Annotated in this window: 25 protein-coding genes; 20 read left to right on the plus strand and 5 right to left on the minus strand. The window is 44.2% G+C overall.

The genetic code is table 11. The features are described from left to right. The first annotated feature begins 67 nt into the window (after nucleotides 1–67). The 5 genes from AB4232_RS02295 (at nucleotide 68) to AB4232_RS02315 (ending at nucleotide 4,715) form a co-directional block, all read left to right on the plus strand. Complete coding sequence (locus AB4232_RS02295; protein ID WP_372085969.1) at nucleotides 68–409, plus strand: metalloregulator ArsR/SmtB family transcription factor; 342 nt, start codon at nucleotides 68–70, stop codon at nucleotides 407–409. 101 nt (nucleotides 410–510) lie between these two features. After that, on the plus strand, nucleotides 511–1,512 hold the full coding sequence (locus AB4232_RS02300; protein WP_372085971.1) for an ArsJ-associated glyceraldehyde-3-phosphate dehydrogenase: 1,002 nt from the start codon (nucleotides 511–513) through the stop codon (nucleotides 1,510–1,512). A 179-nt stretch (nucleotides 1,513–1,691) separates the two neighbouring features. After that, complete coding sequence (locus tag AB4232_RS02305; protein WP_372085973.1) at nucleotides 1,692–2,195, plus strand: cyclin-dependent kinase inhibitor 3 family protein; 504 nt, start codon at nucleotides 1,692–1,694, stop codon at nucleotides 2,193–2,195. Nucleotides 2,196–2,296: 101 nt separating this feature from the next. Continuing rightward, nucleotides 2,297–3,517: an organoarsenical effux MFS transporter ArsJ gene (arsJ, locus tag AB4232_RS02310; RefSeq protein WP_372085976.1), complete on the plus strand. Its 1,221-nt coding sequence runs from the start codon at nucleotides 2,297–2,299 to the stop codon at nucleotides 3,515–3,517. Between the two features lie 184 nt (nucleotides 3,518–3,701). Further along, nucleotides 3,702–4,715 carry an acyltransferase gene (locus AB4232_RS02315; RefSeq protein WP_372085978.1) on the plus strand — a complete coding sequence of 338 codons (1,014 nt, stop codon included), beginning with the start codon at nucleotides 3,702–3,704 and terminating at the stop codon, nucleotides 4,713–4,715. A gap of 60 nt (nucleotides 4,716–4,775) precedes the next feature. Here the strand turns inward: AB4232_RS02315 and AB4232_RS02320 are convergent, their stop codons facing one another. Then, the gene (locus AB4232_RS02320; protein ID WP_009848228.1) at nucleotides 4,776–5,105 is read right to left on the minus strand and encodes a DUF2500 domain-containing protein; all 330 of its coding nucleotides are present in this window, start codon (nucleotides 5,103–5,105) and stop codon (nucleotides 4,776–4,778) included. Between the two features lie 244 nt (nucleotides 5,106–5,349). Between AB4232_RS02320 and AB4232_RS02325 the strand changes: the two genes are divergently transcribed. From AB4232_RS02325 to AB4232_RS02340, 4 genes are all read left to right on the plus strand, one after another. Further along, nucleotides 5,350–5,724, plus strand: coding sequence for a hypothetical protein (locus AB4232_RS02325; RefSeq protein WP_004736595.1), 375 nt, complete (start codon nucleotides 5,350–5,352; stop codon nucleotides 5,722–5,724). A gap of 928 nt (nucleotides 5,725–6,652) precedes the next feature. Then, entirely contained in the window at nucleotides 6,653–7,273 is a 621-nt protein-coding gene (locus AB4232_RS02330) for a lysoplasmalogenase (RefSeq protein ID WP_041472940.1), read from the plus strand. Between the two features lie 90 nt (nucleotides 7,274–7,363). Next, nucleotides 7,364–7,600, plus strand: coding sequence for a YecH family metal-binding protein (locus AB4232_RS02335; RefSeq protein WP_009848231.1), 237 nt, complete (start codon nucleotides 7,364–7,366; stop codon nucleotides 7,598–7,600). 205 nt (nucleotides 7,601–7,805) lie between these two features. Further along, nucleotides 7,806–8,390 carry a YhgN family NAAT transporter gene (locus tag AB4232_RS02340; RefSeq protein ID WP_009848232.1) on the plus strand — a complete coding sequence of 195 codons (585 nt, stop codon included), beginning with the start codon at nucleotides 7,806–7,808 and terminating at the stop codon, nucleotides 8,388–8,390. A gap of 118 nt (nucleotides 8,391–8,508) precedes the next feature. Here the strand turns inward: AB4232_RS02340 and AB4232_RS02345 are convergent, their stop codons facing one another. Together AB4232_RS02345 and rsmD are read right to left on the minus strand one after the other, a co-directional pair. Continuing rightward, nucleotides 8,509–8,775 carry a DUF1145 domain-containing protein gene (locus tag AB4232_RS02345; protein ID WP_009848233.1) on the minus strand — a complete coding sequence of 89 codons (267 nt, stop codon included), beginning with the start codon at nucleotides 8,773–8,775 and terminating at the stop codon, nucleotides 8,509–8,511. A gap of 10 nt (nucleotides 8,776–8,785) precedes the next feature. Beyond that, a complete protein-coding gene (gene rsmD / locus AB4232_RS02350) occupies nucleotides 8,786–9,388 on the minus strand; it encodes a 16S rRNA (guanine(966)-N(2))-methyltransferase RsmD (protein ID WP_017061036.1) in 603 nt (200 codons plus the stop codon). Nucleotides 9,389–9,618: 230 nt separating this feature from the next. Here rsmD and ftsY point away from each other — a divergent pair, with 230 nt between their 5' ends. The 6 genes from ftsY (at nucleotide 9,619) to glpG (ending at nucleotide 15,285) form a co-directional block, all read left to right on the plus strand. Next, on the plus strand, nucleotides 9,619–10,881 hold the full coding sequence (gene ftsY, locus AB4232_RS02355) for a signal recognition particle-docking protein FtsY (RefSeq protein ID WP_372085980.1): 1,263 nt from the start codon (nucleotides 9,619–9,621) through the stop codon (nucleotides 10,879–10,881). Between the two features lie 77 nt (nucleotides 10,882–10,958). Further along, a complete protein-coding gene (ftsE, locus tag AB4232_RS02360; protein ID WP_009848236.1) occupies nucleotides 10,959–11,636 on the plus strand; it encodes a cell division ATP-binding protein FtsE in 678 nt (225 codons plus the stop codon). Further along, nucleotides 11,623–12,591, plus strand: coding sequence for a permease-like cell division protein FtsX (ftsX, locus tag AB4232_RS02365; protein WP_009848238.1), 969 nt, complete (start codon nucleotides 11,623–11,625; stop codon nucleotides 12,589–12,591). The genes ftsE and ftsX overlap by 14 nt, the downstream gene beginning before the upstream one ends. A 177-nt stretch (nucleotides 12,592–12,768) precedes the next feature. Beyond that, on the plus strand, nucleotides 12,769–13,626 hold the full coding sequence (gene rpoH / locus AB4232_RS02370) for an RNA polymerase sigma factor RpoH (protein ID WP_029223159.1): 858 nt from the start codon (nucleotides 12,769–12,771) through the stop codon (nucleotides 13,624–13,626). Between the two features lie 440 nt (nucleotides 13,627–14,066). Further along, nucleotides 14,067–14,387: a thiosulfate sulfurtransferase GlpE gene (glpE, locus tag AB4232_RS02375; protein ID WP_009848240.1), complete on the plus strand. Its 321-nt coding sequence runs from the start codon at nucleotides 14,067–14,069 to the stop codon at nucleotides 14,385–14,387. A gap of 55 nt (nucleotides 14,388–14,442) precedes the next feature. Then, complete coding sequence (glpG, locus tag AB4232_RS02380) at nucleotides 14,443–15,285, plus strand: rhomboid family intramembrane serine protease GlpG (RefSeq protein ID WP_372085983.1); 843 nt, start codon at nucleotides 14,443–14,445, stop codon at nucleotides 15,283–15,285. 88 nt (nucleotides 15,286–15,373) lie between these two features. Here the strand turns inward: glpG and AB4232_RS02385 are convergent, their stop codons facing one another. Next, nucleotides 15,374–15,781, minus strand: a complete 408-nt coding sequence (locus AB4232_RS02385) for a flagellar basal body-associated protein FliL (protein ID WP_009848242.1) — start codon at nucleotides 15,779–15,781, stop codon at nucleotides 15,374–15,376. 162 nt (nucleotides 15,782–15,943) lie between these two features. On the opposite strand from AB4232_RS02385, the gene AB4232_RS02390 reads away from it, so the two are divergent. Next, nucleotides 15,944–16,486 (plus strand): chorismate lyase, encoded by a 543-nt coding sequence (locus tag AB4232_RS02390; protein WP_162924288.1) that lies wholly within the window; start codon nucleotides 15,944–15,946, stop codon nucleotides 16,484–16,486. Continuing rightward, entirely contained in the window at nucleotides 16,487–17,341 is an 855-nt protein-coding gene (gene ubiA, locus AB4232_RS02395; protein WP_135445449.1) for a 4-hydroxybenzoate octaprenyltransferase, read from the plus strand. Between the two features lie 104 nt (nucleotides 17,342–17,445). Here the strand turns inward: ubiA and plsB are convergent, their stop codons facing one another. Further along, a complete protein-coding gene (plsB, locus tag AB4232_RS02400) occupies nucleotides 17,446–19,869 on the minus strand; it encodes a glycerol-3-phosphate 1-O-acyltransferase PlsB (protein ID WP_372085986.1) in 2,424 nt (807 codons plus the stop codon). 219 nt (nucleotides 19,870–20,088) lie between these two features. Between plsB and AB4232_RS02405 the strand changes: the two genes are divergently transcribed. From AB4232_RS02405 to AB4232_RS02415, 3 genes are all read left to right on the plus strand, one after another. Continuing rightward, the gene (locus AB4232_RS02405) at nucleotides 20,089–20,451 is read left to right on the plus strand and encodes a diacylglycerol kinase (protein ID WP_029223019.1); all 363 of its coding nucleotides are present in this window, start codon (nucleotides 20,089–20,091) and stop codon (nucleotides 20,449–20,451) included. A gap of 94 nt (nucleotides 20,452–20,545) precedes the next feature. Beyond that, nucleotides 20,546–21,166, plus strand: coding sequence for a transcriptional repressor LexA (gene lexA, locus AB4232_RS02410; protein ID WP_009848249.1), 621 nt, complete (start codon nucleotides 20,546–20,548; stop codon nucleotides 21,164–21,166). Nucleotides 21,167–21,263: 97 nt separating this feature from the next. Further along, a complete protein-coding gene (locus AB4232_RS02415) occupies nucleotides 21,264–22,142 on the plus strand; it encodes a class I SAM-dependent methyltransferase (protein ID WP_372085989.1) in 879 nt (292 codons plus the stop codon). Nucleotides 22,143–22,258: the final 116 nt, after the last annotated feature.

Below are 22,258 nucleotides of genomic sequence, written 5' to 3' on the forward strand. Positions count from 1 at the left end.
ACGCACGCCTTGACGTGCGTTTTTTTACAACTAATATATGTGTATATCCATATATGAGTATGTAATTATGCTTCCTCACCAATTTTTTAAATTACTGTCTGATGAAACGCGAGTGCGTTGCTTAATGTTGATTGTGCGCCAAGAGTGCCTATCTGTTGGTGAGTTGACTCAGGCATTACAAGAAAGTCAGCCAAAGATTTCCCGCCATCTTGCGCAGTTGCGTTCAAGCGGAATTTTAACTGACGTTCGCCAAGGGCAGTGGGTGTTCTACCGTCTGTCACAAGATTTACCTGGTTGGATGCTAAAGTTAATTGATGACCTTATCGCATCGAACTGTTTGAAAACTGAATACCAACAGGATATTGAGCGCCTAGAAGCCATGACTTCACGCCCTCAATGTTGCGTTTAAATACATTTAAATTTATTGCCAAAATTGTTGAGATTGCAGTTAGGCATAGTCAACAACACTGCGGCTTCAAATATGAAGGCAATTAACTGAGAGAAAAGAGTATGACAGTCAAAGTAGGTATCAATGGTTTTGGTCGTATCGGCCGTTTAGCACTTCGCGCAGCGTTTGATTGGGCGGAAATTGAGTTCGTACAGATTAACGATGTGGCTGGCGACACCGCGACATTGGCGCATCTTCTTGAGTTCGATTCGGTTCAAGGTCGCTGGAACCACGAAGTCACGGTTGAAGGCGATGAGATGATCATCAACGGTCAACGCATTAGAACTACGCAAGAGCGCGATATCGATGCAATCGACTGGTCTGGTTGTGATGTTGTCCTTGAAGCGACGGGTGTTCACCGTAAGACATCTTTCCTAAACAAATACCTTGAGCAAGGTGTGAAGCGTGTTGTGGTATCGGCACCAGTAAAGGAAGAAGGCATTGCAAACATCGTAGTTGGTGTGAATGACGCTATCTTCGATCCAGCGGTACATAAGATTGTGACTGCGGCATCTTGTACGACTAACTGTCTTGCGCCAGTGGTTAAGGTGATCAACGAGAAGTTGGGTATCGAAAACGCAGCTTTCACCACTATTCACGATCTCACCAATACACAAACTATATTAGATGCGCCGCACAAAGACCTACGTCGTGCTCGTGCATGTGGTATGAGTCTTATCCCGACAACGACAGGCAGCGCTAAAGCGATTGTTGAGATTTTCCCGGAGCTTGAAAATCGTATTAATGGCCACGCGGTTCGTGTACCACTAGCTAACGCCTCTCTGACCGACATCATCTTCGAAGTGAAGCAAGACACCACTGCTGAAGAAGTCAACGCGATGCTGAAAGAAGCGTCTGAGAATGAACTGAAAGGCATTCTTGGCTTTGAAGAGCGTCCCCTGGTTTCTATCGATTACAAAGGCGACCAACGCTCAACTATCGTAGATGCGCTATCAACCATGCTAGTTGGTAAGCGCATGGTTAAGATCTACGCTTGGTACGACAACGAGATGGGTTACGCGACACGTACTGCTGAGTTAGCACGCACCGTCGGCCTAGCTTAATACTCTTAATACTTGAAGCTGCAAGCGTTGTTAACTGCGTAAGTTCACCGGAGCGCCGGCCGCCCTAATCACATAGAACCCCTATGCTCATAGGGCTGAACTTACTGGTTGCCTAGCTGCAACTCCAATTATTTTGAGTATCGGTCTATATATAAAAGAATTTTAAGAGATTGACGACGATGACAAATTCTCAAGTACACCCAACATGGCAACTAGATCTAGAAACTGGTGCGTTAGTGCTTACTCCGTGCCCAGGCACTAAAGACGCTGACCTCGATGCATCTCTAGCGCAACTTAAAGCGCAAGGCGTGGAAGCGATTGTGACGGCGCTAGATAGTGAAGAACTGGCGAGCAAGAACGTTTCAAAGTTAGGCGAGAAAGCGCAAGCACTAGGCATGCAATGGTTTCAAATCGAAATCGAAGACGATTGTGCACCGGGTGCCGATTTTGCTGCGAAATGGCAGGCGGCGAGCCCTGCGCTACACCAAGTCGTGGATAACGGCGGCAAGGTAGCAATGCACTGCATGGGCGGCTCTGGCCGTACTGGTTTGCTGGCTGCACACCTGTTGTTAGAGAAGAGCTGGGACATGAATAAGATTGTTCAAGAGGTGCAGGCACTGCGTCCGGGCGCGTTTACTAAGTCAATTCAGGTTGACTATATTCAAGGTGTTGCTGCTCAGTAACATCTCACTCAGCAGTTACAAGAGCTTTTGGAACATCATGATCCAAAAGCTCTATCTACTCTTCTTACTTCGCTTTTCTCCGTTTTTATAGGTGTGATGTTATGTTCGCAAACCTAAGCAAAAGCGTTCGCCAATACATGTTGGTGACCTTCAACTACTGGAACTTCACCATTACTGATGGTGCACTTCGTATGCTGGTGGTCTTGTATTTCTATGACCTTGGCTACAGTTCGTTAGAGATCGCCTCACTGTTCCTTTTTTATGAATTCTTTGGTGTGGTGACTAACCTAATCGGTGGTTGGTTAGGGGCGCGTCTTGGCCTCAATAAGACCATGAATATCGGCTTAGGGATGCAAGTTGTCGCCTTGGGCATGCTCGCGGTGCCAAGCGGAATGTTGACCATTCCTTGGGTAATGGCGGCGCAGGCCTTGTCTGGTATCGCTAAAGATCTTAATAAGATGAGTGCTAAGAGCTCAATCAAAACCTTAGTCCCTGATGAACAACAAGGTGCGCTTTATAAGTGGATTGCGATTCTGACTGGATCTAAGAATGCACTCAAAGGTGCAGGGTTCTTTATTGGAGGTTTACTGCTTTCGACGATTGGCTTCCAATACGCAGTGCTCGCGATGGCTGCTGTGCTGACATTAGTTTTCATAGGTAGCTTGGTGAGCTTAGAAGCGGACATGGGTAAAGCGAAAACCAAACCCAAATTCAAACAGATCTTCTCTAAGTCTGAATCCATCAACATCCTATCGGCGGCGCGTATGTTCCTATTTGGTGCTCGTGACGTGTGGTTTGTGATTGCTCTACCGATTTATCTGGGCAGCGTGTTTGGTTGGGACCACTCATGGGTCGGTGGCTTCTTGGCGGCCTGGACTATTGCTTACGGTTTTGTACAGGGCATCGCACCTAAGATTACCGGTAAAGCGCAAGGCAAGGTGCCTGATGGACATGCAGCGCTACTATGGGCAGGTGCATTGGCTATTGTGACTGCCGGTATCGCCTATGCGGTGCAAATTGGCTGGCAACCAGAGCTAGTTATCATCGGTGGATTGATGGTATTTGGTGCTATCTTTGCGGTGAACTCATCACTTCACTCATACCTGATTGTGAGTTATGCGAAAGGCGATGGGGTTTCTCTTGATGTCGGTTTCTACTACATGGCAAACGCGATGGGTCGCTTGATTGGCACGATATTGTCGGGCTTGGTATTCCAAATGGCCGGTTTGTCTGCGTGTCTGTGGGTCTCCTTCGCATTCTTAGCGATAACGACGGTGATCTCTCTGCGTTTACCTAAAGTGCCGCAAATCTCAGCGGTATAAGCTTCAGCCGCATGTGTCTCATTTGTAAGAGTGAAAGTCGCATAAGCTTAAGTCGGATAACCTAGAGTCGAATGAATTAAATTCGCGATAAGTATCTTCTTTAACACTAAGCTGACTTGGTATTTATTCCGGTCAGCTTTTTTATTGCTATAGTAGAATGATTGAATATTAATCAGGCATTTACATGAAGCAGCGAGTTCTCTTTTTTGATTTAGCACGATGTGTCGCGGCCATAGCTGTTATCGCGATTCATGTTTTGGCGCCTTATCGTAATGAATTAAGCACCATTCCTTTCGGTGAGTGGCTGACCGCCATTACGGTGAACGGTTTCAGTCGTTGGGCGGTGCCTGTGTTCATCTTGATTACTGGTGCACTGATGCTCAGTGATCAGCGCCCGTTTGACGCCAAATACTACCTCAAGCGTCGTCTGGGCAAGGTACTGATCCCTTTCATTGTCTGGTCGCTTTTCTATACCTATCTGTCGGGTTGGTCGGCAATGGGCTTCGATGCTGACGTCAGTTGGGATGTGCTACTCAATAGCTATCATCACTATACCTACTATCACCTTGGCTTCTTTTATTATTTTATCCCACTCTACTTTGTGATTCCTTTTTTACAGATCATGGTCAGAAAGTACGGTGATAGATCTGTCTATGCCTTTACGGCGGTATGGTTGTTCACTACGTTATTGTTCTTATTGAAAATCGATGGCCCTTGGAGTCACGAATTGTGGTTGTACACCGGTTACTTACCATTGGGTTACTTGCTCTATAAGATTGTGCCACTTAACAAGATGACAGTTGGCATGAGTGTGTTACTGGGTGGGTTAGCGTTACTAACCACGGTTTATATGGTGGTTGATGCAAGCTTGGTGGCAGAAGAGTACACGGTAGGGCGCTGGCTATCTTACAAAACGTTGAATACCGTATTAGCGGCGAGCATGGTGTTCATGGTGTGCCGTTACTATGGTGAAGGCTTGTCTGAGAAGAGCAATCAAGTGGTTGGTTTTATCAGTAAACACAGCTTAGGTATTTATCTGCTGCACCCGATTTTCTTATGGCCAATGAAAGAGTTCGGTTGGTACCAAGGGCACCCTGCTTGGGTTATTCCATTATGGATCGTGATCAGCGGAGCTGGCGCGTTATGGATGAGCTGGTTGGTCTCTAAGTCAGAGAAAACACGTTGGTTATTGCCTTAGCGGTGGGTGCTAAGGCTTTCTGATGGATTGCTTAGAAGATACAGTTGAAGTACCTAATGTTTAGCGCTTCAATGCAAAGTGTAAGAACTTATCGCCTTGGTAGGTTAAGGTACCTTTGTCGCCAGGGTTCAGGGCATGGAAGTAGTGGATTCCGACTTGGAACTCTCGTTTTGGACCAACCACACCACGTTGAACGTAAATCCAATACTCTTGATCTTCTTGGCCTGGTTCTGCATCAGGAAGGTCGATGGATTGTTTGTCCAACACAGTGACGTTCACTTTCTTTTCTGGCGCATTTTCACCTTGTGAGTGCTTTCGATAGAAACCAAGAAATACCCAAGCCGCTAGACCGGCGAGTGCAAAGATGGCAAAAAAGAGTGAATTAGGCATGTAACCTCCATGTAGTCGTGATGGTTATTCTAATCTTTCAAGCAATAGGGATATGTGTTTCAAGCCGTTATTCGTGAACTGTTGTAAGCCAAGCTGATTATTTTTCGGCAGACATCACATTTAGAGGCCAGTTTGGGATAAAGCATTGTTATTTATTGTCTCTTTCTCTCGTAAATAACAGTGATTTTGTATAAGAATAGGGAAATGCTCGACTAGAATTATAGTGTGGAGTGGGAGGGCTAATATGACCGATATTGAAAAAGTGGTGACAAGAACTCGTAATATAGAGAAATTATTGAGGCTTCAATATCATGCCGAAGGCGAAGGATTGCATGAGCTTGTAACAAGCTGTGAAGAAAGGCTACCGCACGATATGGTGAGCAAACTGCGTTATATCGCAACGTGTCGTAATAAGGTAGTCAATGAGCATGAGGCTAAGTTGGAAGACCAGCATAAGTTCATCATGATGTGTAACGACTGTGAGAAGGAGTTGACTCCACGTAGTGGTCGTTTTATTTGGCGAGTTGCAATCTTACTGATGATGGCAATGACTTTAGCTGCTGCTGGTTTCTATTATGCGAACTGGGATGTGTTAACACTGCATCTGTTTTCGAAATGAAAAAATTGAACAAAAAAAGGGACGCTAATGGCGTCCCTTTTTTTATCTGTAACTTGCTTAGTACATCATCGGTAGTGTCATTAGACCTACAACTACCGCGATCATTACAAGTCCTTGTCTTTGCGAAGATGAAATCATAACACTACTCCTAAATTTGGTTGTCTCTCGCTATGTTTTAAAGAATAGCACTACTTATGGCTTTAGATCAAGAATTACTTTCGAAGCCTTTAAAAGTGATAGAAAACTATTGGGTTTTCTATCACTTTTGCTATGTTTTACTGTGTGTTTTGGGGGGCTCTTATTTTGTTCGTTATGATTTTTTTTTGTTCTTATTTGTTTTAAGTGCTTGTTTTATAATGGTCGTTTTGTGTAATTTATATTGTTAAAGGTTGTTAAACTGTATTAATGGGGCTTGGTGGTGTCTAGGTTTGTTTAATTAAGCTTTATAGGTTTTAGGTTTAATTTTTGTGATGGTTTTTTGACAGGAAACTTAGCGAAACCTGACAAAGTGGTTTTTATAAAGGTAATTTACGCACTTTGTAAGTCTAGGTTTGTATAGTGTTGGAAAGTTCTATGTAAGTCTGTTTTTTGATTTTAAGTGTTTGTTTTTAAAGTTTTTATATATTTAATTTTGAACTTTTAGTTATGTGGTATTTGCAATATATAGCGACATATTGTGGCGTTGGCAGGATAGAAGTGATTGGAATTTAAGTTTGGGTTCTCTAGCGTCAATTTATATGAGTTTTCCGAACAATGAGTCTATTTTAAAAGGAATAATCACTATCGCTGCGGGTATTGTGACGACTTCAATCTAAAGATGCTCTTTTTAGTGGAAGCGTAATCAAGATCCAATTTTGAAGGGCTGAGGCTTTACATCAACACCCGTGTGCCTAGACTGGCGACGATTAAAAGCAATAGGGCAAATGATATGTGGAGTTGGTTGGCGGTTTCCTTGTCTGGTATTGGAGCAATAACAGGAACGAAACATGGGCATATCGGTCAGGCTTTATTGTATAAGGTCTTTACCTTTGTATTATTGGCGACTATTGCTCTAACTCAATCTGTTGTCGTTGATTTTACCTATTGGGTAGTCGTTGGATTAGCGATATCCGCGATCGCAGATGTGCTTCATACTGTTACTCAAAAACGTCTTCTGCATTTTGTGTGTTTCCTGTTGGCTCAACTTTGTTACAGCAAAGCATTTTGGTTACAGCTATCAGGAGAAATGGTCTGGTGGTTGTTCGCGCTGCTGTTAGCTGCATGTATCGTTGCTTTCTTCCTATTACTCCCTCGCTTAGACAAACTCGTTTTTCCAGTGGTTATCATGGGTATTGTGCTCATTCAGCTTGCTTGGGCCTCTGGTGAAGTCTGGTTACTTGAGCCTCAGCTATCACATGCTGTTGGTTTTGTTGGTTGCTGCGTGCTGCTGCTTTCCGCATTGGCGTACGCCCTAAATTTCTATCGCAGCCCAATCAAGGGCGCTTACTTTTGGGTAACGGGCAGTTATTTTCTTGCACACGCTCTCATCGTTGCTTCCCTCACCATTTAGGGTAGAGCTAGCTTAATTCTGAGCTACATCAAGGCAGCTTAGATGAAAATAGGTACTCTACGTCTACTTCATTAAACATGAGATAGAGTTATGACCACTGAAATCCACGCACACAACGTTTTAAACCTACTGAGTGAAAAGCCACTGACTCGTGAAGAGTTGACGCAAGAGCTCGCTCAAACCTATGGCGCTGAAGCTCGCTTTCATACGTGTAAGCTGAACGGTCTGGATTTAGATGGATTGCTGAAATTTTTCCTGAAAATGGAAAAGGTCGTGATCATTGATGACAAGCTTTGCACTAATCGCGAACGTGTTTGTAATCACTGATTTTGAATGACCATCAGTTCTTGTCGCCAGTGAACTGTGATTAGCGAGTGGATGCGATATTCTTGGCTCCACTCCGACCATTTCTCCCTCGTTTGGCTCTCATAAATACCCTTCCAATAATGTAAATTCCTAAGTTTGTTACTGTGTTCGAAAATCAATCTTGAGGCTGCTATACTCCGCGCACTTACGCTTTCGAGACAAACTTATGGAAATTTTATCTGCAGCGACCATGCTGTTTCTTATTATGGATCCGCTTGGCAACTTACCAATCGTGCTTTCTATCCTTAAGCATATTGATCCGAAGCGTCGCCGTATTGTTCTTGTTCGTGAACTAATGTTTGCGCTGATTATCCTGCTGCTGTTCTTGTTTGCTGGTCAAAGCATCATGAACTTCCTGCATGTGCAGCCTGAAACCTTGAGTATCTCTGGCGGTATTATTCTTTTTATCATCGCGATTAAGATGATTTTCCCAAGTGCGGGTAGTATTACTGGCCTCGCGGCGGGTGAAGAACCGTTTATTGTGCCGATGGCGATTCCTATGATTGCTGGCCCTTCAGTGATTGCGGCATTGATTCTGTTGTCGACCCAGCACCCTGACAATATGTTAGAGCTTTCAGGTGCGGTGATGCTGGCTTGGGGGGCGACCTTCTTTATTCTGATGTTTAATGGCTTCTTCCTGCGAGTGTTGGGTGAGAGAGGCCTTAAAGCCATCGAACGCTTGATGGGCTTGTTGTTGGTTATGCTGTCGACGCAAATGTTCCTAGATGGCGTAAAGGGCTACATGGGCTAACATCAGTATCATCGCTGAATAAAAAAAACGCCGCTCAAATGAGCGGCGCTTTTGTATCAATTGTTTCTGTCATGATGTTTTCTGTCGCTAAGCGTTTTATATCTAAGCTTAAGCTTTATTACATCATGTGTTTGCGTCGGATATCGAGTAGGGCAAAGACACCGAAAATCAATATTGACCACTTCTCCCAACGTGACATTTCGATCTTATCGCCAAAAGCACCGATGAAAATCAGCATCTGCAGGCCGTGCATGAAGAATAAGAATGCTGTCATGATATAAAGCGCAATCGCAGCATTACCCGGGAATGGGTAGAAAATATTGGCGATTAAGATAAACCAAACAAAGGCGATGGCTGCTTTTGCTAGTGGAAGCAAGAACTTCATTCAATAACTCCTATTCTTCAGTGATTCGATTGAACAGTCGGTAGCTCGACTGGCCAGTGGTCTTATCGCGATGTAATTCCCAGTTTTCTGGCATAGCTTCGAGTTTTAGTTCTTTCTCTGTCTCGACGTAAATGATGGCGTTGTCTGCAAGCCAACCGTTGCTCTCAAGCAGTTGTACTGTTTCTGCGAGTAAGCCTTTACGAAATGGAGGATCGAGAAAGACCATATCGTAAGGAGTGCCTGGCTTCTTAAGAAAAGAGATAGCATCAGTGTTGACCACATTGATGTTGTCTGCTTTGAGCTCTTTCGCGTTATCAGAAAGCTGTTTGGCCGCTTTTTGATTCATTTCGAGCAGTGTCACCATTTTTGCTTGGCGAGAAGCGGCTTCAAAACCTAGACCACCAGAACCGGCGAATACATCCAAGCAGGTCGAATGTGGGATATCTTGTGCCACCCAGTTAAAGAGCGTTTCTTTGACTCGGTCAATGGTTGGGCGTAATCCTTCTAAATCATGAACAGGCAGCTTTCTACCTCTCCATGAGCCACTAATAATTCGAACAAAGCCTCCGGATGGCTTTTTTTGTGATGTGTTTTGCTGGCGACGTCTTACCATAGATTTTTTGACCGCTAATAAAGTGATACTATACCGAGCCCAATTTAAGTGGGTTCGAGTATTAAATAAATTTACAATGACAAAGTGTATCAAGCTAAAAGCAAACTTATCACTGCTTTGTCATTTTTCTTTACTATTCGTTTGTACAAGCTTGTATTGTATAACAATAGCAAAGAGTCGACGTGTATTAAGTCAATACAGCTAATTAGTAGATCTAGGAAACTCCTCTGATGACGGAAAAAAAGAAGCGCGGATTATTATCGTGGCTTGGTTTTGGTGAAGAAGAACAAAGCCCAAAAACTCAGAATGAAGCGAACGTAGAAAACGTTGAAGATCAAACTGAAGTTGAATCACAAGTTGAGGCTGAACAGGTCGCACCTGAAGTTGAAGACGCTAAATCAACGGAACCTAAGTCTGTTGAATCTGAACTTGCGGAGTCAGAGCAAGCGCTTGAAGAGGCTCAACAAGATCAGCAGCCTGTCGCAGCAGAAGCAGAAGCAGAAGCAGAAGCAGAACAGGAAGAAGTGATTGCTCCTCAATCTAAGGTTGAAGAAGTTCAAGAGAAGCCGACAGAAAGCTTCTTTGCACGACTTAAGCGTAGCCTAAGCCGTACTAAAGCAAACATTGGTGCTGGCTTCTTTGGTTTGTTCAAAGGCAAGCAAATCGATGAAGACCTGTTTGAAGAATTAGAAGAGCAACTTCTGATCGCCGACGTGGGTATGAATACCACGGTTAAGATCATTGAAAACCTAACAGAAAAAGCATCCCGTAATGACCTAAAAGACGGTGAAGCGCTTTATGGTTTGCTTAAAGAAGAGATGTCAGAAATCTTGAGCCAAGTGGAACAGCCACTGGTTGTTGATACCACTAAAACACCTTACGTTATCTTAATGGTAGGTGTGAATGGCGTGGGTAAAACAACCACTATCGGTAAGCTGGCGAAACAATTCCAAAGTGAAGGCAAGAAAGTTATGCTGGCGGCGGGTGATACCTTCCGTGCGGCAGCGGTTGAACAACTTCAGGTTTGGGGGCAGCGTAATGATGTTCCGGTTATCGCTCAGCACACTGGTGCCGATAGCGCGTCTGTTATCTACGATGCGATTGAAGCGGCGAAAGCGCGTGGTGTTGATGTTGTGATTGCAGATACTGCAGGCCGTTTGCAGAACAAGAGCAACTTGATGGAAGAGCTACGCAAGATTGTTCGTGTAATGAAGAAGATCGATGATTCTGCACCGCACGAAATCATGTTAACGCTAGATGCAGGTACCGGTCAGAATGCGATTAGCCAAGCGAAGTTGTTTAGTGACGTGGCACCAGTAACGGGTATTACGCTAACTAAGCTAGATGGTACAGCGAAAGGTGGCGTAATTTTCTCAATTGCTGACCAGTTCCAGATTCCAATCCGCTACATTGGCGTGGGTGAAGGCATTGACGACCTGCGTCCATTTGAGTCGAGAGACTTTATTGAAGCACTATTTAGCCGCGAAGAGTAACGCGTGTAGCAAAGTGGTTTATTCTTAACCTGCTACCGTTTTAAATTTGATATGAGTGATCGTAAGAGGAATTTTCGGTGATCAAATTTCAGCAAGTGAGCAAAGCCTACCGAGGCGGACGACAAGCGCTCCAAAAAGTGGACTTTCATCTCAAACGAGGAGAGATGGCATTTTTAGGCGGGCACTCTGGTGCTGGTAAAAGTACCTTGCTGAAGTTGATCTGCGCGATAGAGCGTCCAACTGACGGACGTGTTTGGTTTAACGATCACGATATTACTCGTATCCCAGCCAAAGACATTCCCTTTTTACGCCGTAACATCGGGATTGTCTTTCAAGATCACCGCCTACTTATGGATCGCTCGATCTTCGATAACGTCGCTCTGCCTATGCGTATAGAATCTATTTCTGAAAACGAAATTAAACGTCGAGTCAGCGCCGCGTTGGACAAAACCGGTTTATTAGATAAAGCCCGTTGTTTGCCAAGCCAGCTCTCTGGGGGTGAACAACAACGGGTCGGTATTGCTCGCGCTGTGGTTAACCGTCCAACTCTGCTTTTAGCGGATGAACCAACTGGTAACCTAGATCCTGAACTATCGAGTCGTGTATTACGCTTGTTTGAAGAGTTCAACCGTGCGGGTGTCACGATCATGCTAGCGACGCACGATATCGGGTTAGTGAACACTCGCCCTCAATATCGACATCTGGAATTAAACCAAGGCTTTTTGAGTGAGGTTGAAGATTATGGCCGCGAATAAGCGCATTAAGAAACCTCAATCCAATCGAGCAGTAAACCGGGCTTCAAGCGACGGTTTCTTTGTTGTTCATTGGAAACAAGCCAAGTCATCGTTCTCGCAAATGTGGCAGCGTCCGTTGGGTAACTTGCTGACGCTTGCGGTGATTTCAATGGCTTTAGCTATGCCCGCTTGTTTGTACCTACTGGGCAAGAACGTTGGTGAAGTGGCGCAAGATGTCACCAGCCCGTCACAAATTAGTGCCTATGTAGAGGATGGTATCCCTGAGCCGAGAGTCATGGTGCTTAAGGATGAAATTGAAAGTTGGGACCAAGTCGATCTGGTTGAGTACATTTCTCCGCAGCAAGGTCTTGAAGATCTTAGCCAGTATTCTGGTTTTGAGGACGCCCTAACTATCCTAGATGATTATTCATTGCCAGGTGTTTTGGTGATTACGCCAAGCGTACACAGCGACACGTTAATTAAAGAACTGGCAGGCAAGGTTAAGAAGCAAAAGTTAGTCACCGATGTTCGTTTAGATGAAGACTGGTTAGCTCGACTGGATGCTATCAAAGCACTTGCAGCCGTCATCGTGATTACCTTAACTGTGCTGATGCTGGGCGCAGTATTTCTGATTATCGGCAACACATTACGATTTAATGTGTTGGCGCATAAAGAAGAGATTCAAACCATGAAGCTGATTGGTGCTACCGACAGCTACATTCTTCGACCATACCTCTATGCTGGAATGTGGTTTGGTGTTTTAGGTTCGATTAGCGCGTGGGTAATGACGGCATTGATTACCGTATTACTGAACAGTGCTGTGGATGACTTGGCTCAGCTGTACGATAGCCACTTCCGCTTAATTGGCCTGAGTTGGGATGAATCTTTACTGCTTTTGATCGTCGGAACCTTGCTTGGTAGTGTAGCTGCGAAGCTTTCTGCACAGCGTCATCTAAAAGAAATTGAACCAGTTTAGGTGAATAGAGTCATATTTATACGAAAAATAGGCAGTTCTTAACCAGTTTTTGCCTTGTATAGACGAATTGATTATGCATAATTACTTCCCCCTCCTTGAAACCTGTTCATTTTAGGTTCAAGATTGTCGGGTTTTAATAGATGTATTACTCCAGATCAGAGATTGATGAGGAACCGAATGGCAAACCAAGCGTATCAAATGGCTTTAGTCACACAAGATAGTTTAGATAGCTATATCCGCTCAGCGAACAGTTACCCAATGCTGACGCCTGACGAGGAACGTGGACTTGCAGAGCGATTACATTACAAAGGTGAGATCGACGCTGCGAAAGGCTTGATCCTTTCACACCTACGATTCGTGGTGCACGTTGCAAGAGGCTACTCTGGCTACGGGCTGCCAATGGCTGATCTTGTCCAAGAAGGTAACATCGGCTTGATGAAGGCTGTTAAGCGCTTTAATCCAGAAGTTGGTGTCCGTCTAGTCTCTTTTGCTGTTCACTGGATCAAAGCTGAAATTCATGAATACGTATTGCGTAACTGGCGTATTGTTAAGATCGCAACGACTAAAGCGCAGCGTAAATTGTTCTTTAACCTTCGTAAGTCTAAAAAGCGTTTAGGTTGGTTCAATAACGGTGAAGTTGAGACGGTTGCGCGTGAACTGGGTGTTGAGCCTTCAGAAGTTCGTGAAATGGAATCTCGCTTAGCGGCACAAGACGCGACGTTTGAAGCGCCTATGGACGACGACGACGGTGGTTCTGCTTACACAGCTCCAGTTTATTACCTAGAAGACAAAGCATCAGACGTTGCTGAGACGGTTGAAGCAGCTAACTGGGAATCTCATACTAATAATCGCTTAGGTCTCGCATTGAAGAGCTTAGACGAGCGTAGTCAACACATTGTTCGCTCACGTTGGTTAGACGACAACAAAGCAACACTGCAAGACTTAGCGGATACCTATAGCATTTCTGCAGAGCGTGTCCGCCAGTTAGAAAAGAATGCGATGAAGAAATTGAAGCAAGCCGTTGGCGACTTCTAATAGCATTTAATTTTTAATAGTATTTGGTTTCTCATAGTAGCAAGCAAATAGCTTAATTTTGAAAAGGCCGAGATCGAGAGATCTCGGCCTTTTTTTTTGGATCGATTTCTCAACTTTTGCGATCGAAATTTGCAAAATGATTTTGTGGATAACTCTGTGAGGAATTTATTCGTCAGCTGTCTAAAAGCAGGGTGTAGTAAGGCTTTGACAGGGTTTTTTGAGTGGGGATATGTTTCAGTTAACCCACAGTTAGATCAGGATCATTACTACATGTTGTGGATCTATTTTTAAAAAGGCACTTTATTCACGCAATTCACAGATTTATCCACAAATGGTGTAAAAGTGATCGCTGGTGGATAACCTTATTAAGTGGGTGTGATTGTTAGCCTTGGGATAGGTTACAATGGCAGCAAAGTAAATCAGTATAAAAAGAGAAAGTCATGGACCAGTTTAAACATATCGACGTTAAAGGTGCTCAAGCCCTTATTGAACAAAGTGAAGCTCGACTTGTCGATATACGAGATCCGCAATCTTTTGCGGTAGCCCATTCAGAAACCGCCTACCACCTGACTAACGATACAATGGTGTCGTTTATGGATGAGGTTGAGTTCGAACAGCCTATCTTAGTGATGTGTTACCACGGTATTAGTAGCCAAGGCGCGGCACAATATTTAGTGAACCAAGGCTTTGAAGAGGTATATAGTGTTGATGGCGGTTTCGAAGCTTGGCATCGTGCTGAACTTCCGGTGATTGCGGGTTAATAGCTTTATCACTTACACGCTTCAAGCATCTCCATAGTATGAATAGGAAGTAACAATGATTAGATTGATGGTGTTAGACAACCCACGTCTTGCTCAAGCATTTATTGATTATATGGCCTCTCGTCAGATCCCTATTCAGATGTCTCCAGAGGGAGAAGGGCGTTTTGCTTTGTGGCTTCTTGATGGTCAATTTCAGGTTGAAACCGAAGCTGAGCTGAATCGTTTTCTTGCTGAACCCAATCATAAACGCTATCAAGCGGCGTCTTGGGATATGGCTGAGACTAGAAAGAGTAATTTCCATTACCACACGCCAAGCTTTTTGGGCATGATTAAAGCAAAAGCAGGTCCTGTGACACTGAGCCTAATGTTGGTGTGTGTGGTGATTTTTGCGCTGCAACAGATTGGTTTTGGCCAAGCTATTTTCAATGCCCTGCATTTCCCAGCAGTTGATGGACAGCAATGGCAGCTGTGGCGTTGGTTGAGCCATGCTGTTCTGCATTTCTCTGTTATGCACATCGCATTCAATATTTTGTGGTGGTGGCAGCTAGGTGGGGATATTGAGAAGAAACTAGGCAGCCTCAAGCTACTTCAGATCTTTGCTGTCTCTTCTGCGCTTTCAGGTGCTGGTCAATATTGGGTTGAAGGGGCGAACTTCGGTGGTTTGTCTGGTGTTGTGTATGCTTTGGTTGGTTACTTATGGGTTGTCGGTGCGAAGGCGCCACAACTTGGTTTAGGTATCCCAAGACAGGTTGTCGGCTTTATGTTGGTGTGGTTAGTGCTTGGGTACATGCAGCCATTTATGGCGATCGCCAATACAGCGCATTTAGCTGGCCTAGCCGCTGGTGTCATTATTGGCTTTATCGATGCGATGAAAGCACCGAGCTCGGCAAGAAGCTAACTCATTTTTTTCTAGTGAGTAGCCAAACGATAGAGACAAAAAAGCGGCCAGATGAGCCGCTTTTTTATTGGGATTCGTTTTTACATCATTACTGATAAAGATATTTGGTAAACAATAAGTCAGCAATGAGAGTTTTACCTGTTTCAGGAAGTAAAATCTTATTGAGGTGCTCAACTAAGGACTTTCTCAAATCTTCACGACCGGATAGAGACTTAATTGTCTCTTCATTTTGTTTGCCGAGTAATTCAATCACCGCATCACGAATCAATGGCTGATGATGCTCAATGGCTTCTAAGTCATTACTATTTGCGACCATTATGTCGAGACGGACCTGAATATAGCCCAGTTTTTTACCTTTAGTGTAAAAATTGGTGGTGAGATCGGGCTCTAGCGTGAAGTAGGCTAGTTTGGGTGTCGATTCTTCTTCAGCGAAACTTGATGCTGAAAATAGTAGATTAATCGCAATAAATAGTTGGGCTACATAACGTTTGTGCATATTTGAGACTTTTCTTTAGTTTATTCGCGATATTCGAAACGCATTAGTCTTGTTACAATGAGCGGTCTAAATCTAAATACGTTTACAATTCGAAGGACGCTTTAATTTTATTCGAAAGTTGAAGCTTTATTGTACGTGTAAAGTCACCTATTGAATACTAGTATGAATCAGTCAATATCATTGTATCTAAATTCATTAATGAATGTAGATTGGCAAAGCACAGAAAAATTTAATTTTCCTAATGAAACCACCAAAGAGTGGCTTATGGAACAAGGATCGCTTTCCCGTAAGTTGGGCAAGTGCTGCAAGCACCTGTCTGTTGAGTTGCTTCATAATCAAGTTGTGGAACGATCAATTCTGCAACAGGACGAAGAACGCCTTTTATCATCACATGATTGCTTACTGCGTAAAGTGATTTTAAAGGGTGATGATGAGCCGTGGGTGTTAGGTCGAACCTTAATACCTCGAATTACCCTAGAAGATCATCAGCACTCTGACCTTTCTCAACAAGGGGATGTCCCGCTTGGATTAACTGTTTTCAGTGCTGAGAACGTGGAGCGAGATGCGCTACAAGTTGGTTGGGTTATCGCTGGTGATGAGCGATTACTCGCGCGTCGTTCTCGATTATGGATGAATCATAAACCTATGCTTGTGGCCGAACTTTTTTTACCAACATCCCCCATTTACTCTAAGGAGAGTGTGTAAATGCTTGCCACCAAAGCGAAGGCGTACTGGCAATTGACGCGAATGAATCGCCCGATTGGTACTCTGTTACTCCTTTGGCCGACCTTGTGGTCGTTGATTATTGCTGCGAAAGGCATGCCTGATTTTGATGTCTTGGTTGTTTTCATACTCGGTGTGGTGTTAATGCGATCGGCTGGCTGTGTGATTAATGACTTTGCTGACCGTAAAGTTGATGGTCATGTCAAACGCACCAAGCAACGTCCATTACCTTCAGGTTTGGTTTCCAGCAAGGAAGCCATTGTGCTCTTTCTAGTGTTAGCTGTGGTTTCTTTTTTGTTGGTACTCACCATGAACCCGTTGACCATTAAGCTCTCTTTTATTGGGGTTGGTCTCGCGTTCATTTATCCTTTCATGAAGCGTTTTACACACCTTCCACAGTTGTTTCTCGGATTGGCTTTCAGTTGGGCAATACCAATGGCTTGGGCGGCGCAAACCAATGAACTGCCAAGCATTGTGTGGTTTATCTTCGTGATTAATGCGTTGTGGACGATAGCCTACGACACGCAATATGCGATGGTTGACCGAGATGATGACTTGAAGATTGGCATCAAGTCGACGGCTATTCTGTTTGGTCGTTTTGATAAGCTTATGGTTGGCGCGCTGCAGTTAGTTACACTGGCGATGTTGATTGCATTGGGTATGCACTACCAACTCGGTGATACTTTCTACTGGGCACTGTTAGTTTCGGGAAGCTTGTTTGTGTATCAACAGCATCTGATGCGTCATCGTGACCGAGACTTATGTTTCCAAGCTTTCCTAAACAACAACTATGTTGGAATCGCAGTGACAGCAGGCTTATTCATTACTTTCTGGTAAGTTTTGATCATTGAATCCGTTTCAAATAAAAAGGCACCCATTGGGTGCCTTTTTCGATCGTGTTCAATTAAACCTTGAACAGATATTCACGGTATACCAAGAGATTACTCTGCCTGGTGAATACTCTCTTGAATAGTCAGACGGACTTCTGGGTAAAGTATCGAGTAAAGAAGCTTAGCGAATTGCTGAGTCTTTTCTAAATCACAGTTACCATCGTTATCAAGGTATTGCTGCTGTTTCAGTGTCGCAAACATCGATGCGAATACACCTTTGTCGAAGAACTCTGGGGCATTGATACCATGCAAGCGACCCAGTCGTTGCGCGATGTCTTGGCTCTTCTGCTCAAGATCAGACTTATCAAGATCAGGGTTCTCTGCCAACAGATTCAGTGCAATTGAGTAACGCTGTAAAGTCTCTGAAATCGTACGACCTAACAACATCAGTGCTTGGCTGTTCGATTGGTTGATCGTTACTTCACCATCAGAAACGACAATCATACCTTGGCTGACTAGCTCATTGATGATGTTCGCAACCACGTCTTCAAGCTGATCTTCGTCATAGCTTAAGAACAGTTCTTTCTTCAAGAACGGGTAGATCGCAGCAACATTCTTCTGAATGGTCGCGATTGAGATACCACGTTGGCGAATTGTCATCTGAGCAATCAGTGATGGTAGTGCAAATAAGTGGATGATGTTATTACGATAGTAAGTCATCAGAATGGATTGATGACGATCAAGTGAAATGATGTCGCCCATCGTATCTGATTCAATCAAGAACTTGTTCAGTGATTCTGCATGTTTTACTAAGTCTTCAGCGCTGTCTTTGGGCACTGTGAATGTATCCGAGTAAGGAACATTCTTAAGCAGAGACAGGTAGCAGTTGATTTGAGAAACCAAAGAATCACGAGACAATGCACGCTGTCTTGAAGCCAATAGCGCGGTCGCACAGAGTGTCAGTGCATTAGTCGCTGCTGCATCGTTAATGTGCGTCATCATCTTAGTCGCCAGATCGTTAACCACAGGATTCATCCATTGTGGTTTGCTGGTGCCCATTGGATCGATGTCTTTAGTCCACTCTGGCGCGTGCTCGTTCAGGTATTGGTTAAGTTGGATCGGCTCACCGAAGTTCACATAACCTTTACCAAAGTTGCGTAGCTTACGCAGAGTTCGAATCACAAGGCTCGCATTCTCTTTTTCTTTACGCTTACCACGAAGCTCTTTGGCGTAGGTCGCCACTTCCATTACGTGTTCATAACCGATGTACACAGGAACCAAAGTAACAGGGCGGTTCATACCACGCAGCATAGCTTGGATAGTCATCGCTAGCATGCCCGTTTTCGCTTGCAGTAAACGACCCGTACGAGAACGACCACCTTCACTGAAGTACTCTACCGAGTAACCTTTAGCGAACAGTTCGGCTAGGTATTCACGGAAAATCGTTGAGTAAAGCTTGTTGCCTTTGAAGCTACGACGAATAAAGAACGCACCGCCGTGACGGAAAATAGGACCGGCAGGGAAGAAGTTGAGGTTAATCCCTGCTGCGATGTGCGGAGGCACCATGCCTTCATGATAAAGCACATAAGAAAGCAGTAAGTAATCCATATGGCTGCGGTGACAAGGCACGTAAACAATTTCGTGGCCGTCTTGAGCTAGCTTACGAACCGTTGAAGCGTTGCTAATATGCAGGCCTTGGTACAACTTATTCCACAACCAACCAAGAATCTTCTCACCGCGTTTAATCAGCGAATAAGAGAAGTTAGCTGCGATCTCATCCATGATGTCTTGAGCTTCTTTGCTCGCTTTCTCTATGGAAATATTTTTTGATTCAGCTTCATCTTCTATCGCCTTTTTGATTGCTTCTGACTTTAGCAGGCGGTCGAACAGAGCTTGGCGGCTTGGTAGGTTAGGGCCCGATGCTGCAAGCTTTTGACGAGAGAAGTGAATGCGTGCCACGCGCGCCAGTTTATGCGCGATGGTGCTGTCGGTGCCGTGTGAGTTAGCCATGTATCGTAGAGATACTACTGGGCTAAAGCGAACCAGACAGTCACGACCTGCTAGCAATACAGCTTTCGATTTCTCTAAGCCGTTCATTGCTTGTAGGTAAGGCTTCTGGTTATTCTCTTTACCAGGTTTACGACCCCACAATACGGTGGCAGGGATAACTTGAACGTCGAGCTCAGAGTCCTCAGCATGCAGTGAAAGCAGTTCAGAGAAGACTTCAATTGATGAGCTTGGTACATAATCATCGTCTTGCAGCAGAGTTTTGCGAGAAGAGATAAAAACGTAGCGTTGCAGCGATTTGCCATTGATTTCAAGTTTGCTCAACGGATCAGGCAACCCTAGTTCAAGTGCATGTTTTTGCAATGTAAGAATGTCTACACTTGAGCGAAACGGTAAGGCGTATACAATCGGTTTGCTCAAATCAATGTTCAAATCCTCTACAGGGTTTGAAGGGATTGATGTGCTCTTTACCAATAGGGATAAAGGTAGCTTCATTAATGAACGTGAAAAAGATTGTCCAGAAGACATATAGGTTCACTGCCTCAATAGTTATTTCAATGTGCTCAAGCGTATCTCTATTTCTATAATGAGAGGATAAATCCTATGAGTGAAATAGGGATAAGCCTAGGCGTAAATTTAATCGATGCAAGAATACCAGAAACTGGTCTAACCTTTTAATGGAAATAGTCATATTGCCGTTAAGTTTGTGGAAAATCATTCATCGACTGATTGAGTATAGAGTTAAAAATGACCAAAAAATCAAACACCGGATTCAAACGTATCGTCAAAGCGGCGGGCTTTTCATGGCAAGGCATCACGAGCTCGTTTAAAAACGAGGCTGCATTTCGACAAGAAGTCTTCATGGCCGCAGTGCTTATTCCGTTGGCGTTCTACTTAGATGTAAACCAAGTTGAGCGAATCTTGATGATTTCAGCCGTCGTGTTGGTGATGGTTGTCGAGTTGATCAATACCGCGATTGAAGCGGTCGTTGACCGAATCGGTAGCGAACATCATGAGCTTTCTGGGATGGCGAAAGATGTTGGCTCAGCTGCCGTTTTTATCTGTTTAGTATTAGCTGGTTACGTGTGGTTAGAGATCTTATTTTTGTAATTCGCTAAAAATGAACTAAAAACAACCAATTGCTTTGCTTTTGTTCAGTTACTGGATATACTCACAGTCAACTGTATAAAAAGACAGGTGAATCATGAAGCCGTTAACGCCCCGCCAGCAACAAGTTTTTGACCTTATCAAAAGTAAGATCGAAGATTGCGGTATGCCACCGACTCGTGCAGAAATCGCACGTGAACTTGGCTTCCGATCTGCAAATGCTGCAGAAGAACATTTGAAAGCTCTTGCTCGTAAAGAAGCGATTGAGATTATCCCGGGTGCGTCTCGCGGTATTCGTATTTTGCTTGAAGATGCAGCGAACGAAGAGCAAGGTTTACCATTAATCGGTCAGGTTGCCGCTGGCGAGCCTATTTTGGCTCAAGAGCATGTAGAAATGCATTACCAAGTTGACCCAGGTATGTTTAAGCCACAAGCTGACTTCTTACTTCGCGTAAATGGCGAAAGTATGAAAGACATCGGTATTATGGATGGCGATTTACTGGCCGTGCATAAAACACAAGACGTGCGTGATGGACAAGTTGTCGTGGCTCGTGTCGACGATGATGTAACGGTAAAACGGCTAGAGCGCAAAGGTTCTACCGTTCTGTTGCATGCTGAAAATGAAGAGTTTTCTCCAATTCACGTGGACTTAGAATCCCAACACTTGTCTATTGAAGGGCTTGCGGTTGGTATTATTCGTAACACGGACTGGATGTAGTCAGTGCAAACAGCTTATTGATATTTACTCTCAATAACTTGTTATTGTAATTGATATTCATTATCATCTTCTTTGTCGAGATACAAGGAAGATGATGATGCCAAACCCAACCAAACCTCAAATGAAGCCGCTTATTCGTAAGTCGCACACCTATGATCAAAAGGCTTCTTCTGATCTCGGGTCAGCACATCAAGAATTCCAAGTACCGACCAATCTTGTTCAACACCTTTGGTTTCGCAGTCGCGAAAGTCTAGCCGATGACGGTCTTGTTTATGACCCTATTGCAGCACAAGCCTGCAAGCGTTGCCAACTCGCACCTGAATGTCTTACCGGTGAACTCGACCAGCAACAACTCCTTTACGCGACACTGACTCAACTTTGTGACTCTCAAGTTCAACAGTTTTTATCTCATAACCCAGATGCTTGGATAATTAACGTGGGAGCAGGGCTTGATACCCGCTTCTACCGTTTAGATAACGGCCGCTGTCATTGGGTTGAATTGGATGTAACCGAGAATCTACTTTGGCGACAACGCCTGTTCCACAAGAATGAACGCTACCGTCTAGAGTGTGGCTCGGTGGATGACCTGACCTGGTTGGATGAACTTAATATTCCAGAACAAGCCTCAGTGATGGTGGTGTGTGAACATGCTCTGCTTGATTGTAATGAACAACAGACGGCGAACTTTATTCAGTCTTTGAGCCGTTATTTTACCCACGCTCATGCGTGTTTAGTGTTAGCTGGAGATAAAAGCTCTAGTGCTCTGGGGCAAAAGCTCGGTTCTGGAAAATACGCACATGGCTTATCTTCTCCGATAGACAGCGTCCTTAATTGGCTGCCATGGGCTCAGTGGGTAAAAGCGTTTTCTCCACTTGACCAGCAGTGTAATCGTTGGAAATTGTGGCAGCGACTTCTTTGTAAAATCTCTCAGGTCAAAAAGCGTTTAACCCCGCAGTTAGTGCTTGTTAAGTGGTAGTGCTAGCGGTTCTGTTGGCAGGTATCTGAATACTTGCCTCGTTATAGGTATTCGTTATCGATAAAAGGCAAGCACCTCCCCACAACATAGTGAAAGGCCACTCACTAGGTTAAACT

It is taken from the genome of Vibrio sp. 10N.286.46.A8 (assembly GCF_041470165.1).
GTDB classification, from domain to species: domain Bacteria; phylum Pseudomonadota; class Gammaproteobacteria; order Enterobacterales; family Vibrionaceae; genus Vibrio; species Vibrio tasmaniensis_A.

Excerpts from the sequence above, each read along its gene's own strand:
- glpE (WP_009848240.1), top strand. The coding sequence starts at position 14,067 with ATGGACCAGTTTAAACATATCGACGTTAAAGGTGCTCAAGCCCTTATT.
- ubiA (WP_135445449.1), top strand. The coding sequence starts at position 16,487 with ATGCTTGCCACCAAAGCGAAGGCGTACTGGCAATTGACGCGAATGAAT.
- AB4232_RS02325 (WP_004736595.1), top strand. The coding sequence starts at position 5,350 with ATGACCGATATTGAAAAAGTGGTGACAAGAACTCGTAATATAGAGAAA.
- AB4232_RS02340 (WP_009848232.1), top strand. The coding sequence starts at position 7,806 with ATGGAAATTTTATCTGCAGCGACCATGCTGTTTCTTATTATGGATCCG.
- rpoH (WP_029223159.1), top strand. The coding sequence starts at position 12,769 with ATGGCAAACCAAGCGTATCAAATGGCTTTAGTCACACAAGATAGTTTA.
- AB4232_RS02415 (WP_372085989.1), top strand. The coding sequence starts at position 21,264 with ATGCCAAACCCAACCAAACCTCAAATGAAGCCGCTTATTCGTAAGTCG.
- AB4232_RS02345 (WP_009848233.1), bottom strand. The coding sequence starts at position 8,775 with ATGAAGTTCTTGCTTCCACTAGCAAAAGCAGCCATCGCCTTTGTTTGG.
- lexA (WP_009848249.1), top strand. The coding sequence starts at position 20,546 with ATGAAGCCGTTAACGCCCCGCCAGCAACAAGTTTTTGACCTTATCAAA.
- AB4232_RS02405 (WP_029223019.1), top strand. The coding sequence starts at position 20,089 with ATGACCAAAAAATCAAACACCGGATTCAAACGTATCGTCAAAGCGGCG.
- AB4232_RS02295 (WP_372085969.1), top strand. The coding sequence starts at position 68 with ATGCTTCCTCACCAATTTTTTAAATTACTGTCTGATGAAACGCGAGTG.
- AB4232_RS02315 (WP_372085978.1), top strand. The coding sequence starts at position 3,702 with ATGAAGCAGCGAGTTCTCTTTTTTGATTTAGCACGATGTGTCGCGGCC.
- glpG (WP_372085983.1), top strand. The coding sequence starts at position 14,443 with ATGATTAGATTGATGGTGTTAGACAACCCACGTCTTGCTCAAGCATTT.
- AB4232_RS02390 (WP_162924288.1), top strand. The coding sequence starts at position 15,944 with ATGAATCAGTCAATATCATTGTATCTAAATTCATTAATGAATGTAGAT.
- plsB (WP_372085986.1), bottom strand. The coding sequence starts at position 19,869 with ATGTCTTCTGGACAATCTTTTTCACGTTCATTAATGAAGCTACCTTTA.
- rsmD (WP_017061036.1), bottom strand. The coding sequence starts at position 9,388 with ATGGTAAGACGTCGCCAGCAAAACACATCACAAAAAAAGCCATCCGGA.
- arsJ (WP_372085976.1), top strand. The coding sequence starts at position 2,297 with ATGTTCGCAAACCTAAGCAAAAGCGTTCGCCAATACATGTTGGTGACC.
- ftsX (WP_009848238.1), top strand. The coding sequence starts at position 11,623 with ATGGCCGCGAATAAGCGCATTAAGAAACCTCAATCCAATCGAGCAGTA.
- AB4232_RS02330 (WP_041472940.1), top strand. The coding sequence starts at position 6,653 with ATGTGGAGTTGGTTGGCGGTTTCCTTGTCTGGTATTGGAGCAATAACA.
- AB4232_RS02335 (WP_009848231.1), top strand. The coding sequence starts at position 7,364 with ATGACCACTGAAATCCACGCACACAACGTTTTAAACCTACTGAGTGAA.
- ftsY (WP_372085980.1), top strand. The coding sequence starts at position 9,619 with ATGACGGAAAAAAAGAAGCGCGGATTATTATCGTGGCTTGGTTTTGGT.
- AB4232_RS02305 (WP_372085973.1), top strand. The coding sequence starts at position 1,692 with ATGACAAATTCTCAAGTACACCCAACATGGCAACTAGATCTAGAAACT.
- AB4232_RS02300 (WP_372085971.1), top strand. The coding sequence starts at position 511 with ATGACAGTCAAAGTAGGTATCAATGGTTTTGGTCGTATCGGCCGTTTA.
- AB4232_RS02320 (WP_009848228.1), bottom strand. The coding sequence starts at position 5,105 with ATGCCTAATTCACTCTTTTTTGCCATCTTTGCACTCGCCGGTCTAGCG.
- AB4232_RS02385 (WP_009848242.1), bottom strand. The coding sequence starts at position 15,781 with ATGCACAAACGTTATGTAGCCCAACTATTTATTGCGATTAATCTACTA.